The 16,286-nt window shown below is 60.8% G+C and carries 11 protein-coding genes and 1 pseudogene; 4 read left to right on the plus strand and 8 right to left on the minus strand.

The window, feature by feature from the left end; translation table 11 throughout:
* Positions 1–3: 3 nt before the first annotated feature.
* Positions 4–2,679, minus strand: coding sequence for an alanine--tRNA ligase (alaS, locus tag JJ869_RS07540; protein WP_292265733.1), 2,676 nt, complete (start codon positions 2,677–2,679; stop codon positions 4–6).
* A gap of 195 nt (positions 2,680–2,874) precedes the next feature.
* Positions 2,875–3,957 (minus strand): recombinase RecA, encoded by a 1,083-nt coding sequence (recA, locus tag JJ869_RS07545; protein ID WP_292265736.1) that lies wholly within the window; start codon positions 3,955–3,957, stop codon positions 2,875–2,877.
* Positions 3,958–4,138: 181 nt separating this feature from the next.
* On the opposite strand from recA, the gene JJ869_RS07550 reads away from it, so the two are divergent.
* Complete coding sequence (locus JJ869_RS07550; protein ID WP_292265737.1) at positions 4,139–4,750, plus strand: gamma-glutamyl kinase; 612 nt, start codon at positions 4,139–4,141, stop codon at positions 4,748–4,750.
* Here the strand turns inward: JJ869_RS07550 and JJ869_RS07555 are convergent.
* From JJ869_RS07555 to guaB, 3 genes are all read right to left on the minus strand, one after another.
* On the minus strand, positions 4,741–7,071 hold the full coding sequence (locus tag JJ869_RS07555) for an ATP-binding protein (protein WP_292265740.1): 2,331 nt from the start codon (positions 7,069–7,071) through the stop codon (positions 4,741–4,743). The genes JJ869_RS07550 and JJ869_RS07555 overlap by 10 nt on opposite strands.
* A 95-nt stretch (positions 7,072–7,166) precedes the next feature.
* The gene (locus tag JJ869_RS07560) at positions 7,167–8,318 is read right to left on the minus strand and encodes an RsmB/NOP family class I SAM-dependent RNA methyltransferase (RefSeq protein WP_292265741.1); all 1,152 of its coding nucleotides are present in this window, start codon (positions 8,316–8,318) and stop codon (positions 7,167–7,169) included.
* A gap of 18 nt (positions 8,319–8,336) precedes the next feature.
* Complete coding sequence (gene guaB, locus JJ869_RS07565) at positions 8,337–9,785, minus strand: IMP dehydrogenase (protein ID WP_292265743.1); 1,449 nt, start codon at positions 9,783–9,785, stop codon at positions 8,337–8,339.
* 137 nt (positions 9,786–9,922) lie between these two features.
* Between guaB and JJ869_RS07570 the strand changes: the two genes are divergently transcribed.
* Positions 9,923–10,882 carry an agmatinase gene (locus JJ869_RS07570; protein ID WP_292265744.1) on the plus strand — a complete coding sequence of 320 codons (960 nt, stop codon included), beginning with the start codon at positions 9,923–9,925 and terminating at the stop codon, positions 10,880–10,882.
* A 96-nt stretch (positions 10,883–10,978) separates the two neighbouring features.
* The gene (locus JJ869_RS07575) at positions 10,979–12,130 is read left to right on the plus strand and encodes a CoA transferase (protein WP_292265745.1); all 1,152 of its coding nucleotides are present in this window, start codon (positions 10,979–10,981) and stop codon (positions 12,128–12,130) included.
* A gap of 329 nt (positions 12,131–12,459) precedes the next feature.
* Here the strand turns inward: JJ869_RS07575 and JJ869_RS07580 are convergent, their stop codons facing one another.
* Positions 12,460–12,927, minus strand: coding sequence for a DM13 domain-containing protein (locus JJ869_RS07580; protein ID WP_292265748.1), 468 nt, complete (start codon positions 12,925–12,927; stop codon positions 12,460–12,462).
* A gap of 160 nt (positions 12,928–13,087) precedes the next feature.
* Between JJ869_RS07580 and JJ869_RS07585 the strand changes: the two genes are divergently transcribed.
* Complete coding sequence (locus JJ869_RS07585) at positions 13,088–15,136, plus strand: ASKHA domain-containing protein (protein ID WP_292265752.1); 2,049 nt, start codon at positions 13,088–13,090, stop codon at positions 15,134–15,136.
* A 70-nt stretch (positions 15,137–15,206) separates the two neighbouring features.
* Here JJ869_RS07585 and JJ869_RS07590 read toward each other — a convergent pair whose 3' ends face one another.
* Both JJ869_RS07590 and JJ869_RS23145 read right to left on the minus strand, forming a co-directional pair.
* The gene (locus JJ869_RS07590) at positions 15,207–15,974 is read right to left on the minus strand and encodes a hypothetical protein (RefSeq protein WP_292265754.1); all 768 of its coding nucleotides are present in this window, start codon (positions 15,972–15,974) and stop codon (positions 15,207–15,209) included.
* A gap of 9 nt (positions 15,975–15,983) precedes the next feature.
* Positions 15,984–16,127, minus strand: a pseudogene (locus JJ869_RS23145) (RelA/SpoT domain-containing protein); the annotation flags it as partial.
* Between the last annotated feature and the right edge of the window lie 159 nt (positions 16,128–16,286).

The following is a 16,286-nucleotide window of genomic DNA, read 5'->3' on the forward strand; positions in this document are numbered from 1 at the left end:
GGTTTATCCTCCCAAAACGGCTTCGGCGGCCTTGATCGCGGCGTCGGCATTCTCGGCCGAGGCACCACCGCCCTGCGCCATGTCCGGACGGCCACCGCCGCCCTTGCCACCCAATTCTGTCACAGCCGCTTTGACCAGATCAACTGCGGAAATGGCCCCAGTCAGATCCGAGGTCACGCCCGCCGCCACAGCCGCCTTGTCGCCTGTGTCTGCGATCAACAGAACCGCGCCAGATCCGATGCGTGACTTGTGTTCGTCAATCAGCGGCGGCAGGTCCTTGCCCGACACACCCGACAGCACCTGAGCGAGGAATTTCACGCCATTCACCTCGCGGGCCTCGGCACCGCCGCCCTGCCCCGAACCGCCAGCCATCGCCAGTTCGCGGCGCAACTGTGCCACCTCGTTCGACAGTGCCTTGCGCTCGTCCAGCAGCGCACGCACCCGTGCGGGCACGTCCGTGGCCTGTGCCTTCAGCTCCAGCGCCACTTCGGCCAGACGGTGATCCTGCTCGGACAGGTAGCGGAACGCATCCGCCCCGGTCAGCGCCTCGATCCGGCGGACACCCGCGCTGGATGCGGAATCGCCCAAAGTGACGAACACACCGATGTCGCCCGTGCGCCGCACATGGGTGCCGCCGCACAGCTCCAGCGAGTATGTGTTGCCATCCGCGCCCTTGCCCGAACCGGTTTGCGTGCCCATCGACACGACGCGCACCTCGTCGCCGTATTTCTCGCCGAACAGAGCCTGCGCCCCGATGGCGCGGGCGTCATCCGGGGTCATGATCCGGGTCTCGACGGGCGCGTTCTGGCGGATATAGGCGTTCACCTCGGCCTCGACCTGCCGCAGTTCGTCCTGCGTCAGTGCCTTGCCATGGCTGAAATCGAACCGCAGCCGATCCGGCGCATTAAGCGACCCGCGCTGCGCGACGTGATCGCCAAGCGCGCGGCGCAGCGCCTCGTGCAGCAGGTGCGTGGCCGAATGGTTCGCACGGATCGACGTGCGGCGGCGGTGATCCACCTCAAGCTGAACCGCCTCACCCTTCTTGAACGTCCCGCTTTTGATGGTCACGTGATGCGCGAACACCTTGCCGCCTCCCATGCGCTGGGTGTCGGTCACGTCGGCCTGATCGTCTTCGTCTTCAAGGCGGCGCAGCCAGCCCGTGTCGCCCACCTGACCACCGGATTCACCATAGAACGGCGTCTGGTTCAGCACGATCCAACCGGAGTCGCCCGTCGCCAACGCATCCACCACCGCGCCATCCCTGATCAGCGCCAGCATCTGTCCTTCGGCGGTCTCGGTGTCATAGCCAAGAAAATCAGTTGCACCGTGGGTTTCCGCCAGATCGAACCAGATCGCGAGATCGGCGGATTCGCCTGTGCCCGACCATGCTGCACGTGCCTTGGCCTTCTGTTCCGCCATCGCCGCATCGAACCCGTCGGTATCCACCGTCCGGCCCTTTTCGCGCAGCGCATCCTGCGTCAGGTCCAGCGGGAAGCCGTAGGTGTCATACAGTTTGAACGCGGCAGCGCCCGGCAGTGGGGCATCGTCGCCCAGCCCGGCCAATTCCTCGTCCAGCAGTTTGAGGCCACGATCCAGCGTCTGCTTGAACCGCGTTTCTTCCAACCGCAGCGTTTCCTCGATCAGGGCCTGTGCGCGCGGCAGTTCCGGATAGGCCGCACCCATCTGGCGAACAAGCGCCGGGACCAACTTGTGCATGACCGGATCCTGAGAGCCCAGCAAATGCGCATGACGCATCGCACGGCGCATGATCCGGCGCAGAACGTAACCGCGCCCGTCGTTCGACGGCATCACGCCATCGGCGATGAGGAACGAGGTGGACCGCAGGTGATCGGCGATCACACGATGATGCGTCTTGCCCGGACCATCGGGGTCGCTTGATGTCACATCCGCCGACGCCTCGATCAGCGCGCGCATCGTGTCGGTGTTGTAATTGTCGTGGCTGCCCTGCAAGAGCGCGCCAATCCGCTCAAGACCCATGCCTGTGTCGATCGACTGCATATCGAGCGCCCGCATCGAGCCATCCTCGAACTGCTCGTTCTGCATGAAAACGATGTTCCAGATCTCGATGAACCGGTCGCCATCTTCCTCGGGGCTTCCCGGAGGGCCACCCCAGATGTGGTCGCCATGGTCGTAGAAAATCTCGGTGCAGGGGCCGCAAGGGCCGGTTGGGCCCATCTGCCAGAAATTGTCCGATGTGGCGATGCGGATGATCCGGCTTTCCGGCACGCCGACCTTTTTCCAGATCTCGAAGGCTTCGTCATCGGTGTGGTAGATCGTGACATACAAACGCTCGGCCGGGATGCCGAAATGTTTGGTGATCAGCTCCCATGCAAACGGAATCGCCTCTTCCTTAAAGTAGTCGCCAAAGCTGAAATTCCCCAGCATTTCAAAGAAGGTATGGTGCCGCGCGGTGTAGCCCACGTTGTCGAGGTCATTGTGTTTGCCGCCCGCGCGTACACATTTCTGCGCGGTGGTCGCGCGCTTGTAGTCGCGATGTTCGACGCCGGTAAACAGGTTCTTGAACTGCACCATGCCCGAGTTCGCGAACATGAGTGTCGGGTCGTTGCGGGGCACAAGCGGACTTGAGGCGACAACCTCGTGACCCTGTTTTTCAAAGTAATTCAGAAACGTGGAGCGGATATCGTTCAGCGTGGGCATGTGTGACCTGACCTGCAAGGTATTCGGGGTCCGGGCAATCCGGGTTCGGCCTGAAATAGCCCTTGCCAGAGGGGCTGTCCACAGCAGAGGTCACGCTGAAACGGAAACAGGGTGGCGCATCCGCCACCCTGTTCAAAGTATTCTCGGATTCATGTCTGAACCCGGGGCGTTTCTGCAGTCGCCATCTGCGTGAGATCAGTTATCGATGATGTCGTCCGGTGTTTCGTCGTCATCGGACGAGGACATGTCGAAATCGAGCCCGTGAGCTGCGCGGATCTTGTCTTCGATCTCCAGCGCCATCGCGGTGTTTTCCTTGAGGAATGTCTTGGCGTTTTCGCGCCCTTGCCCGATCCGTTCGTCGCCGTAGGAGTACCAGGCACCCGATTTCTCGACCACGCCGGCCTTGACGCCAAGGTCGATCAATTCCCCGGTTTTCGAGATGCCTTCGCCATACATGATGTCGAATTCCACCTGCTTGAAGGGCGGTGCCACCTTGTTCTTGACGACTTTTACGCGGGTCGCGTTGCCGACCACTTCGTCGCGGTCCTTGATCGACCCGATGCGGCGGATGTCCAGACGGACCGAGCTGTAGAACTTGAGCGCGTTGCCGCCGGTGGTGGTTTCGGGGCTGCCGAACATCACACCGATCTTCATACGGATCTGGTTGATGAAGATGACCATGCAGTTCGAACGGGAAATCGAGCTTGTCAGCTTGCGCATCGCCTGGCTCATCAGGCGGGCATGCACACCGACGCTGCTGTCGCCCATATCGCCTTCAAGCTCGGATTTCGGGGTCAGGGCCGCAACCGAGTCGACCACCACGAGGCTGACTGCGCCGGAACGCACCAGCGTATCCACAATCTCAAGTGCCTGTTCACCGGTGTCAGGCTGGGAAATCAGCAATTCGTTCAGGTCGACACCCAGCTTTTTCGCGTATTGCGGGTCAAGCGCGTGTTCTGCATCGACAAAGGCGCAGACGCCGCCTTTTTTCTGCTCTTCGGCCACGGAATGCAGCGTGAGCGTGGTCTTGCCCGAGCTTTCAGGGCCGTAGATTTCGATGATCCGACCCTTGGGCAAACCGCCGATGCCAAGCGCGATGTCCAGACCAAGCGATCCGGTCGATGTCGCCTCGATGTCGCGCATGGCATTGTCGCCACCCAGCTTCATGATCGAGCCTTTGCCGAACTGGCGTTCGATCTGTGCCAACGCCGAATCGAGCGCCTTTTGTTTGTTCGCGTCCCGCTTGCTGTCCATGGTAAGAAGATCTGCCGTTGCCATTGCTTTTGATCCTTATTCCACACCCCGTCCGGGGCGGCAATTGCTGCTTTTGTTCGCCTCTTGTTCTCGTGCTTTATGAGATCATAACGCGAACATTTCAATGTTTATTTTCACAAGCACTGTTGCGCGCTTTGGTTAAGGAGTGGTTTATGACGCCACAAAAAGGATCGGAGCGGCGCATATGTTGGTGTTTTGGAACGAACGGCTTGTGCTGTTGTCGGTGCCCAAGACGGGCACCCATGCCTATACGCAGGCTCTTGGCCCGCGCGCGTCCATGGTGGTCACCGATCCGCCCGAGCTCAAACACGAGCCGGTCTATCGGTACAATCGATTCTTCCGCCCCATGTTCGAGAAGATGGGAGCGGCAGAGATGGAGTTGGTGGCGGTCATCCGGGAACCGCTGGATTGGCTGGGCAGCTGGTACCGATACAGGCAGCGCCCGGCGCTTGACGGTCGACCGACTTCGACCAAGGGGCACAGCTTTGACGCGTTTCTTAAAGCCAGTTGTGAGGACACTCCGCCTGCCTTCGCCAATGTCGGCAATCAGGCAAAATTCGTCGAGGCGCGGCCCAACGGAACGGCGGTGTCGCATTTCTTCCGCTACGAGGATCAGGCCGGGTTGCGCGCCTTTCTTGCCGAACGCCTTGGTGATCTGCCCGACATTCCAAGCGTGAATGTTTCACCTCGTCTCGATTTGCAGGCCTCACCCGACGTCGAAGCCCTGGTGCGGCGGGAAAGAGCGGCGGAATTTACGCTGTGGGAGTCGATTCCGGTGCGGGGCAGTCAGGGGTGAGCGTCTGCACCCGGAGTTGGTGCCGGGAGTGTCGCCAATTGCTGATTGACGATCGAGGTCAGTTCCGTCAGCGAGAACGGCTTGGCCAGGAATGCCGAGGCTTCGATCCGTGCGCCTTGTGACTTGAACACGTCTTCCGCGTAGCCGGACATGAACACCACCGGCACATCCGGCCGCATCTTGCGGGCCTTGCGCACCCAGCTTGGCCCGTCGAGGCCGGGCATGACAACATCCGTTACAAAGACATCGACCTTAAGGTCCGCGTCTTTCAGCAAATCAAGCGCGTCTTCGGCGGTGCTTGCTTCGATCACGCGGAAGCCGCGATGGGCCAAAGCGCGTGATGCAAAGGCCCGCACCGGCGCTTCATCCTCGACCAGCAGCACAACCCCTTCACCGAACCGCGTCGGTGCAGCACGTGGCGGGTCGGGCACAACAGGTTCTTCGATCACCGGATCATCGCAGACGGGGAACATGACGGTAAAGATGCTGCCCTTGCCCAAGGTGCTGTCAACAAAGATGAACCCGCCTGTTTGCTTCACGATTCCATAGACGGTGGACAGGCCAAGCCCCGTGCCTTCGCCAGTGCGTTTTGTGGTGTAGAAAGGCTCGAACACCTTTTCGAGCTTGTCCGGTGCGATGCCGACCCCATCATCCTTGACCTGCACCACCACGTAGGCTCCTTCGGGCACCCGAGCGCGCCCGTGCTGCATCGGTTTGTGCAGGACACGCTCAGAGGTTTCGATCCGGATTGTGCCGCCCTTTGTCATGGCGTCACGGGCGTTGACGACGAGGTTCAGGATCACCTGCTCCAACTGCCGCTTGTCGGCGCGAATGGGCGGCAGACCCGAGGCCTGGCGCAGATCAAGTGCCGTTTTTTCGCCTACCAGACGATTGAGCAGATGCGTCAAGTCCGACAGGATATCGCGCAATTCCAGCCGTTCAGGCCGTAGCGTCTGCTTGCGCGAAAAAGCCAGCAATTGCCCGACAAGCGCTGCTGCGCGATTGGCGTTCTGATGGATCTGAACAAGGTCGCCGTAATCCGGGTCGCCTTGATCATGCCTGAGCAGCAACAGGTCGCAATGTCCTGATATTGCAGTCAAAAGATTGTTGAAGTCATGCGCCACGCCACCTGCGAGCTGGCCAATTGCCTGCATTTTCTGACTTTGAACAAACTGGGCCTCAAGGCTCTTGAGTTCGGTTGCGTCGTTCAGCACCGCCACAAGAAGTACTTCGCCATCTTCGATAACCCGCGCCAGCGTGACCTGAACAAAAACCTCTTTGTCCGGGCGCGTCAGTCGGAGGAATTCCGACCGCCCCAGCCCCTTGCCCGAGGCGGCATCGGCCAGCCAATCCGGGATCGCCCGTCCCAGCCCTTCCATCAGGTCGGCAAGGCTGTGAGTGCTTCCGTCATCTGCATGCAGCAAGTCGCGGGCGCAGCGGTTGGCTTTGCTGATCTCGCCGCGCGGCGTCACTTTGAGCAGCGGCACCGGCAAAGCCTCAAACCCCATGTCGTCAGGCGCTGTATCCGAGGGCTGTATGTTGGGCACAAACACCACTTCTTCGCGCCCCATGCCTGCGGGATGCACGTTGATTGTGAACTCCTGCGCCTCACCCAGGGACCGCACGCGGTGGGTTTGACCCGGCCGCAAGGGGGGATCGGTGATCAGATCTTCGACAACCCGCACGCGACCGCCCGCAAGGTCCCGTGCCGCAGCATTCATCCAAAGAACCGTGCCAGCGCGCCCGACGGTCATGCTGGGGTAAGTGATCTTGGTTGCGGTCATCGGGTCGTCCCGCGCAAACACCAGTTCGAGCCGCCACATCAGTGCTGTCGGGCCAAGTTGATGCGCGACGAGCCTGAGGTGCCGATCCTTCAGGACGATTTTTTCAGAACCGATCCCCTCGACCAAAGCGTTGCTTTGCACGCGATGGATGAGACCTGACGGATCAGCCACGTGATCACCCACGATGTCGCGCAGCATCCGTTCCGGGGCGATCTTGAAGGTTCGTGATGCGACCCTGTTGGCCTGCAATATCGTTCCTTGCAGATCGGTGACGAGGCAGGGCGTTATGTCATGTTCGACCAGCAACGCCATGTGTTTCAGAGATTTTGCCGCAGACCACATTCGGATCTTCTGGTGTGCGACCAGAACGAGACACGCCAATCCGCAAGCCGCTGCGGTGGCCGAAAGTCCGGCGCGGATAAGGTCGTCAGGTGCGATGACCGCCAGACCAGCGCTGCCCAGAGCACAGGCGAACAGCCATGCAGTGGCGGGCCATGCAAGTCGGGATGCGGGTACAAAGCGGTCGTATACGGTCATCGACAAAGCCCCAAGCACAAAGGTTCCCTGTCTTTAGACCGCATGAAACTTAAGCGACGCTTAACGGGAATGCACGCTATGGTTGTATTTTGGAGTCAGGTTTTTGTCAACGTTGCAACGAAGAAGCCGTCACCGCCCTGAGACAAGTCAAACCGCTGATGCATTGCGACGCGCCATCCGGGGTGGCGCGACAGAAAACCGTCGATCTGCGCCTCGTTTTCGCAGGTGAGCACCGAACATGTCGCATAGGCCAGCGTGCCACCGGGGCGGACAAGTCCGGCGACCTGATCAAGGATCTTTGCCTGAATTCCGGTCAGTTCGTCCAAACGCTCAGGCGTGAGCCGCCATTTGCCTTCGGGTGACCGCCGCCACGATCCGCTGCCGGAACAGGGAACATCACACAGAACAAGGTCATATGTTCTCTTGGGCCGGTCCACCCGCGTCACGGTGGCCCCGGCACGATCGGCTCGGTCCGGCAGGTCCGACATCCGGCGCGGGTCAGCATCATGCGCATCGACCGGTCCACGCAGGCGCGCGGCCAGCGCCAGTGTTTTGCCGCCTCCTCCGGCGCAATAGTCGAGGCAGCGCATCCCTTCCGTCAAGGGCAAAGCGTCAACCACAGCCTGACTTGCCACATCCTGAAGTTCGACCCATCCGGTCCGAAAGGCTTCGGTCTGTGACAGGCGCCGCGCGCCCTCGATCACTTCGAGCGCGGTTTCGGACAGAGGGTGCGGAGCGGTTTCGATCCCTTCTTCAAGCAGCGCGGCCTGTGCGGAGACTACATCCGCTTTCAGCAGGTTGACCCGGACAAACACAGACGCGCGATGGCGCAGGGCTTCGGCTGTTGCATCAGCTTTGTCGGACAAGCTGCTGAGAAATTGTTCATAAACCCAATCGGGAAGATCCAGTGCTTCGACTCCGATTGGCGGATGGCCAGCCTCGCGTTCATCCTCTGACAAGGGGCTCAGCGCATACCCGTCCCCGATGAACACCGCGTCCGGATCTTCACCGGTTTGCCGCAACCTGCCAAGGACACGCGCGCGGCCTGTTTCGCCGCCACCAAGTGACGCAGTGCTGCGCCAGCAGCGCAGAATGTCATAGACATGATCGCGAATGGCCGCACGATCCTTGGAGCCCGCAAAGCGCGACTTGCGCGCCCATGTGGTCAGCGCCTTTTCCGCCGGATATCCGGCAACGATCTGATCAAGGATGCTCGCAGCGGCAGCCCATCGTGCAGCGGGAGACATGCGCGCGCGTCAGTCCGCTCAGGCCAGCCGGTAATTCGGCGACTCGCGGGTGATCTGCACGTCATGCACATGGCTTTCCTTGAGGCCGGCCCCAGTGATCTTAACGAACTGACAGTTGTTGCGCATCTCTTCGATGGTCGCACACCCGGTATAGCCCATGGCCGCCCGCAACCCGCCCACCAACTGGTGCAGCACGGCGCTGGCCGAACCTTTGTAGGGCACCTGCCCTTCGATGCCTTCGGGCACCAGCTTGTCACTGGCGGCGTCCTTTTGGAAATAGCGATCCGCCGATCCACGCGCCATGGCACCGATCGAGCCCATGCCGCGGTAGGCTTTGAAGCTGCGGCCCTGGTAGAGGATAACCTCGCCGGGCGACTCGTCCGTACCCGCGATCATGCTACCCACCATGGCGCAGGAGGCACCTGCCGCGATGGCCTTGGCGAAATCGCCCGAGAACTTGATGCCCCCATCGGCGATAACCGGAATGTCGCCTGCAGCGCGCGCGCAATCCATGATCGCGGTCAGTTGCGGCACACCCACGCCTGCCACCATGCGGGTGGTGCAGATCGACCCCGGTCCGATGCCGACCTTGACCGCATCGGCCCCTGCGTCGATCAGGGCGCGGGTCGCCTCGGCTGTCGCCACGTTGCCAGCGATCACCTGCACTTCGTTCGACAGGGTCTTGGCTCGGGTGACCGCCTCCAGCACGCCGCGAGAGTGACCATGCGCGGTGTCGATCACCACGATATCAACGCCTGCGGCCACCAGAGCCTCGGTCCGCTCGAACCCGGCATCCCCGACAGAGGTGGCGGCAGCCACACGCAACCGGCCCAGTTCATCCTTGCACGCAGTCGGGTTCAGCACCGCCTGCTGCGTATCCTTCAGGGTCAGCAGCCCGGTCAGCTTGTCATTTCCATCCACCACCAGCAGCTTTTCGATGCGGCGCGATTTCATCAGGCTGATCGCCTCGTCGCGGTCGGCGGGTTCGCGCAGGATCGCCAAGTCCTTGGAGGTCATCATCACGCTGACCGGCGTGTCGTCCGAGGTGGCAAAGCGCATGTCGCGGTTGGTCACGATGCCCACCACGCGGCCCTGCTCGTCCACCACCGGGAAGCCTGTGAAATTGTACCGCTCGATCAACGCCTTCGCATCCGCCAGCGTCTGATTGGCGCGCAGGGTCACGGGGCTGTAGACGATGCCGCTCTCGAACCGTTTGACCCGCCGCACCTCGCGCGCCTGCTGTTCGACGCTGAGGTTCTTGTGGATCACCCCCATGCCGCCGGCCTGTGCCATGGTGATGGCCATTCGGCCTTCGGTCACCGTGTCCATGGCGGAGCTCAGCAGTGGGATGTTCAGCGCGATGCGTTTCGTCACCCAGGTGCGGGTGTCGGCGGTGGACGGAAGAACCTCTGACGCCCCCGGCACCAGCAGAACATCATCAAAGGTGAGAGCCTCGCGAATCTCCATCGGAATCCCTTTCCACGGACAGCATCGTTAGGCACGTCCCTATTGCATGGGTTGCCCTTGGGGGAAAGCCCCAATCCGCTCTTTACGGCGGCAAAGCGCTGCCGCAGTCTGGCGCTGGATCAACTGGAGTGACTCCCATGGCTCATGGATACGAGGCGGGACGCCTTAACCTGCCTTTCACAGGCATCTGCACCTTTGCCCGCAGCCCGTACCAGCCGGACTGGAGCGCGATTGAAGCCGATGTGGCGATCCTTGGCGCGCCCTTTGATGCGGGCACGCAATGGCGCGCCGGTGCCCGCTTCGGCCCGCGCGGCGTGCGTGAGGCGTCGACATTGTTCAGCTTTGGCCATGCCGGGGCCTATGACCACGAAGACGACGTGACCTATCTGGCCGACACGCGGATCATCGATCTGGGCGATGCGGACATCGTGCACACCGACACGGTACAAAGCCACGCCAATATCCGCAAAGGGGTTGAAGCGATCCGCAAGGCGGGTGCTTTGCCCGTGGTTATCGGTGGTGACCATTCGATCAACATTCCCTGTATCGATGCGTTCGAGGGCGCAGATCCGCTCCACATTCTGCAAATCGACGCGCATCTCGATTTCGTCGATGAACGCCACGGCGTGCGCAATGGCCACGGCAACCCGATGCGCCGCGCCTCTGAAAAGGCGTGGGTTTCGGGCATGACACAGGTTGGCATCCGCAATGTCAGTTCTACCGCGCGCGAGGGTTATGAGGATGCCCGCGCGCGCGGGTCGGACATCCTGTCGGTGCGGCAGGCCCGCAAGCTTGGCCCCGCAGGTGTGGCAAACCGCCTGCCTCAAGGTGCACCGATCTATATCACCATCGACATCGACGCTTTCTGCCCATCGATTGCACCCGGCACGGGCACCCCCAGCCATGGTGGGTTTCTGTACTATGACGTGCTGGAACTGCTGCAACAGGTGTCGCGCAAGCACGAGGTCGTTGGAATCGACCTTGTCGAAGTGGCCCCAGATTACGACCCGACCGGATCGACCTCGATCCTCGCTGCACAGGTCTTGATGAACCTTCTCGGCTTTGTCTTTCACGCGCGAGGGCAGCGCGGCGGATAAGCCCAAACGACGGGTTTCCGCCGACCCGTCACAGCCCTGTTGCACTTGTTGGGTCGGCTGCGTTCACTTGGAAAAAACCGACTCGGCAGGCACAAAATGACCAAACCACTCGCAGGCATCACGATCCTCGACCTCACCCATGTGCTGGCCGGACCGTTCTGTTCCATGACGCTGGCTGATCTGGGCGCGCTTGTGATCAAGGTCGAACGTCCAGGCGCAGGCGACGACACACGCGCCTTTCCGCCCTTTGCCAAAGGCAAATCCGCCTATTTCGCGGCCATCAATCACGGCAAGAAATCTATCGCGCTAGACCTCAAGAAGGAGGAGGATCGCGCGATTTTCGAACGGCTCTTGCCGCGTGCCGACGTCATCCTTGAAAACTACCGCCCCGGCGTGATGGAGCGGCTGGGCTATGGCTGGGACGACCTGCATGCCGAATACCCGCGCCTGATCTACGGCGCGGTGTCCGGGTTCGGCCATACCGGGCCCGAGGCCAAACGTCCCGCCTATGACATGGTGGTGCAGGCACGCGGCGGGGTCATGTCGATCACCGGTGAAAAGGGGCGCGAGCCCGTGCGCGTAGGTGCCTCCATCGGGGATATCGTGGCGGGTATGTACCTGAGCCAGGGGGTGCTGGCAGCGCTGATGGACCGCGAACGAAGCGGTGTTGGTCGCAAGGTGGATATTTCGATGCTGGACGCGCAGCTCGCCATCCTCGAACACGCCATCGCCATCACCTCGGTCACCGGAACGCCGCCCGTTCCGACGGGGGCGCGGCATCCGTCGATTGCGCCGTTCGAGACGTTCCATGCCTCGGACGGGCTGTTCGTGATCGCCGCCGGGAACGACGTGCTCTTCGAAAAACTCTGCGTCGCGCTGAACCTGCCGTTGTCTGACGATCCGCGCTTTGCAACCAATCCGGCGCGGGTGGAAAACGCCCGCCTCCTGAAGCGCTTGATTGAGGCGGTAACCCTCGACAAAACCCGCGCTTATTGGATCGCCAAGCTGGGCGCTGCGGGCATCCCAAGCGGTCCGATCCAGGACGTGGCGCAAGTGATGCGCGATCCACAGATCCTCGCCCGCAACATGGTGGTGGACGTGCTTGACCGCAACGGACGCCCAGCCTTCAAGGCAGCAGGCAACCCGATCAAGATGTCTGGCCTTGGCGATCCAACGGTGCGCCCCGCTGCCCCCGATCTCGACGGAGACCGGGGTGAGATCCTACGCTGGCTTGAGGGCAAGAGTTAGGCGCGTTGAAACGTGCTTTCCCGGCACCGGACGCAGGCTTACTAGATCCTTAACGCCTCTGCGTCACCTTCTGCCGCACAAAAGCTTTTGAGCGGGAAGGGTCACTCCCATGCCGCGACACCAGAACTGACATTGCACTCGGATGCCCCGATACGGGGACGATCATGAGAGACCGGTCACACGAGGCCCCGTCACCGGGGTACAGGTCTAAAGCCACGGCTTTGCCAGCACGAGAGAACGGTCAGGCCCAAGGGGCGGCGCCGCTTCCACTCAGGACAGATGATCCCGACGCCCTGCCCGGTCCTGCCGCGGCGGGGTCGTCCTGCGCGCTACTTGTACTGCCCGGCGGTGATAAACTCGCCAAACGCCTCGCACCAGACCACAACCGTGTTGTAGTCTGCCACGTCGACACCTTCCGGTACTGCAAGCAAAAAGCCCGAAAAGGATTTCACATCCCCGATCAGCACCGCTTCGGCCTTGATCGGCTCGAACGCGTCCTCGTGGTCGACGAACTCCTTGGTCAGGTAGAGCTTGTAATCCGGTCCCGGCGCCAGCTTGCCCTCATGCACGATCTCTTCGGGAGTGATGCTGATCATGCCCTCGCCCCAGTGCAGGAAATCGCTGCCGCGCAAATCGCGTGTCAACTCAACCGAATAAAGCGCCCGCGCCGCCTTTTCCTCAAGCATACTGGCATCCGGCGCAGGTGCGGCGGTCAGGATCGGCAGGATGTAGATGCCAAGCGCCAGACCGGCGACAAACGCCGCGCCATGGGTGATGAGACGGAACAGGTTACGCATGGGACACTCCACCACAAAGTCCTCTTCACTCTTGCACCGGCGTCCAAGCCGGTCAACGCCGCATCCCATGCCGCTCTGCATAAACATTATGACGCAATTCACCTTTTTCCCACCGCGCGGAACGCTATGGTCCCGGTCAACCAAGACCAGAGAGAATCCCATGTCCCAACAAGACCCGCTCGTCGTCTTCACCCCCTCCGGCAAACGCGGCCGGTTTCCGGTCGGCACGCCTGTGCTCACCGCCGCGCGGCAATTGGGCGTCGATCTCGACTCTGTCTGTGGCGGGCGTGGCATCTGTTCGAAGTGCCAGATCACGCCGGGCTATGGCGAATTCTCCAAACATGGCGTCACCGCAAAGGAGGGCGCTTTGTCCGACTGGAACGCGGTTGAGGCGCGGTATGACGAAAAGCGCGGGCTGAAAGAGGGCCGTCGTCTGGGTTGTCAGGCCAAGGTGCAGGGCGACATCGTGATCGACGTGCCGCCTGAGTCCCAGGTCCACCGTCAGGTTGTCCGCAAGGCCGCCAGCGCGCGGGTGATCGAAATGGACCCGGCCACCCGGCTTTACTACATTGAAGTCGATGAGCCCGACATGCACACCCCCACCGGCGATCTGGAGCGCGTCGCCCGCGCCCTGAAGGACCAGTGGGAGATCGCACAGGTCACCTGCGCCTTCCCGGTGCTGTCCCGCCTGCAACCCGTTTTGCGGAAAGGCAAATGGGCGATCACGGTGGCACTCCACAAGACAACCAAAGACGCCACGCCGCAGATCATCGCCGCATGGCCGGGTCTGCACGAAGGCGGCCTCTACGGCCTTGCCATCGACCTTGGGTCCACCACCGTCGCGGCGCACCTGACCAATCTTGAAACGGGTGAGGTCGTGGCCTCTTCGGGCATCATGAACCCGCAGATCCGCTTTGGCGAAGACCTGATGAGCCGCGTTTCCTATGCCATGATGAACCCCGGCGGGGATCAGGAAATGACCCGCGCGGTGCGCGAGGCGATCAACATGCTGGCCGAGGAAATCGCCAAAGAGGCCGAAATCGACCCCGCCCTGATCCTTGAGACCGTCTTCGTCTGCAACCCGGTGATGCACCACCTGCTCCTTGGCATTGACCCGGTCGAACTGGGTCAGGCGCCCTTTGCGCTCGCCACGTCGAACCACCTCAACCTGACCGCCCGCGATCTCGACCTCACCGCCCTGCCCGCGTCAGCGCAGATCTACCTGCTGCCCTGCATCGCGGGCCATGTGGGGGCCGATGCCGCCGCTGTGGCGCTGTCGGAACAGCCCGGCAAATCCGACGACCTCGTTCTGATCGTCGATGTGGGCACCAATGCGGAGATCCTCTTGGGCAACACCACCCGCGTGCTGGCCTGTTCCTCGCCCCCGGGCCCCGCGTTCGAGGGCGCGCAGATCTCATCCGGCCAACGGGCCGCCCCGGGTGCCATCGAGGCGATCCGCATCGACCCCGTCACCAAGGAGCCGCGCTTTCGGGTGATCGGCTGTGACAAGTGGTCGGACGAGGACGGCTTTTGGGACGAGACCGCCGCCACCGGTATCACCGGCATCTGCGGCTCGGGCATCATCGAGGCGGTGGCCGAGCTGCGCATCGCTGGCCTCCTCGACCCCTCGGGCCTGATCGGATCGGCGGCGCAGACCGGGACCGACCGCTGCTTTGCCGAGGGCCGCACCAACGCCTACCTCATCCACGACGCCACCGCCGAGGGCGGCCCGCGCATCACCGTCACCCAAGGTGACATCCGCGCGATCCAGCTTGCCAAATCCGCGCTCTACGCGGGGGCGCGGCTGCTTATGGACGAGATGGGTGTGGACGTGGTGGACCGCGTGGTGCTGGCCGGAGCGTTCGGCGCGCATATCAGCGCGAAACACGCGATGGTGCTGGGGATGATCCCGGACGTGCCTTTGGACAAAGTCTCAAGCGCGGGCAACGCCGCTGGCACCGGCGCGCGCATCGCGCTCTGCAATCTGGCCGCCCGGGCCGAGATCGAACGCACCGTGCGCCAGATCACCAAGGTCGAAACCGCCATCGAGCCGCGCTTTCAGGAACATTTCGTCGCCGCCAACGCCATCCCCCACGCCACCGACCCCTTCCCGGAACTGGGCAAGGTGGTGGCGCTGCCCGTCGTCGGGTTCAACACGCAGGGAGATGGGAGTGATGGCGGTCGGGTTAGGAGACGGAAGCGGGGGTGAAGTTTAGTTTTTCATCTTTATTCATGACTACAACAATAATTTAGGAATCCACTCAAAGTCACAGACAATACTACTTGGCACTAAACCATCTTAGTAATTCTTTTTGAAAATCCAGCACATTATCACATTGAAATGCGTGATAATTTTCGTTGCCAGGTAAGAAGAAATACGAGCCATGAAATCCCTGAGACCACCTTCCCACAGGATCGCCATCACAGTAAACCCAGCCATTGTCACGCAATTCAGGAAGACCTTTGGGGCGATTATCCTTATTCGATAGTTTATTTTTGTTTCTGTCAAAATTCGACAAGAAGCTATAATCGAGGCTGTCAAGTGTATTCTTCTTGGCCTTTTGTTTTGTTGATTGTATTTCCTTTAGTATATCAATGAAAGTATGAGTATCAGCAAAGTAGTTTGGATAGGCTTGTCTTAGAGCTGTCATGTTGTCAACACTGACCTCCAAACTCTGCTTAGTTTCTTCGAAATCGTCATCTAAATCATCATATTCAAACATCTCACGCCATGCCGGACTTACTGAGACATCACCCGTCATTACATCCATTCTCAGAATAAATTTTGAACCAACAAGGCTACTATCGCTTTCGGCTTGATTCATAAATTCATTGAACGCGGACAACTGTTGTCGAACGCTTAACTTATTTTCAAGATACCTTATCTTCTCGATTATTTCCTTATGACTTCCTGGTAAAATTTCACTTCTAGGTAGTCCCTCAAGTTCGGCTATGTGACCACTCATTAGAGAAAAGAAACTCAACCAGTCTTCACTGCCCTCGCCAGCCTTTAAATCCTGATTGAGCATTGACCCAGCGGCTTCCACGGTAGTACTCCAAACGTGTTGAAGCTGAGTGCGTAGTTGAATTTCTACGTTGCAACCGATATGTTTTTCACCAGTGCCCTTTTCATTAAATTTTACAACGAGGTGAATACTTCTATATCCTGATGGTTTGGGTGTCGATATGTAATCATTTATTCGCCTTACATCGCCTCCATGGCGGTGTCAGCAAATTGTGTTGGCGCGAGGGCCTGAAGCGAGCAGCAGCCTGAGCGCATCAAGGTAGGAGCGGTCCGCGTTGTTCCGGGCGGCATGCCATCGGCCGTAGGCGGCAAGGTTCTTCGATGCGGGTCCGCA

The organism is Marivita sp., from assembly GCF_017643905.1.
In the GTDB taxonomy this organism is placed as follows: domain Bacteria; phylum Pseudomonadota; class Alphaproteobacteria; order Rhodobacterales; family Rhodobacteraceae; genus Marivita.

What these genes read in the sequence shown, in the direction of transcription:
- alaS (WP_292265733.1), bottom strand. Translation starts at nt 2,679, where the DNA reads ATGCCCACGCTGAACGATATCCGCTCCACGTTTCTGAATTACTTTGAA.
- recA (WP_292265736.1), bottom strand. Translation starts at nt 3,957, where the DNA reads ATGGCAACGGCAGATCTTCTTACCATGGACAGCAAGCGGGACGCGAAC.
- JJ869_RS07550 (WP_292265737.1), top strand. Translation starts at nt 4,139, where the DNA reads ATGTTGGTGTTTTGGAACGAACGGCTTGTGCTGTTGTCGGTGCCCAAG.
- JJ869_RS07555 (WP_292265740.1), bottom strand. Translation starts at nt 7,071, where the DNA reads ATGACCGTATACGACCGCTTTGTACCCGCATCCCGACTTGCATGGCCC.
- JJ869_RS07560 (WP_292265741.1), bottom strand. Translation starts at nt 8,318, where the DNA reads ATGTCTCCCGCTGCACGATGGGCTGCCGCTGCGAGCATCCTTGATCAG.
- guaB (WP_292265743.1), bottom strand. Translation starts at nt 9,785, where the DNA reads ATGGAGATTCGCGAGGCTCTCACCTTTGATGATGTTCTGCTGGTGCCG.
- JJ869_RS07570 (WP_292265744.1), top strand. Translation starts at nt 9,923, where the DNA reads ATGGCTCATGGATACGAGGCGGGACGCCTTAACCTGCCTTTCACAGGC.
- JJ869_RS07575 (WP_292265745.1), top strand. Translation starts at nt 10,979, where the DNA reads ATGACCAAACCACTCGCAGGCATCACGATCCTCGACCTCACCCATGTG.
- JJ869_RS07580 (WP_292265748.1), bottom strand. Translation starts at nt 12,927, where the DNA reads ATGCGTAACCTGTTCCGTCTCATCACCCATGGCGCGGCGTTTGTCGCC.
- JJ869_RS07585 (WP_292265752.1), top strand. Translation starts at nt 13,088, where the DNA reads ATGTCCCAACAAGACCCGCTCGTCGTCTTCACCCCCTCCGGCAAACGC.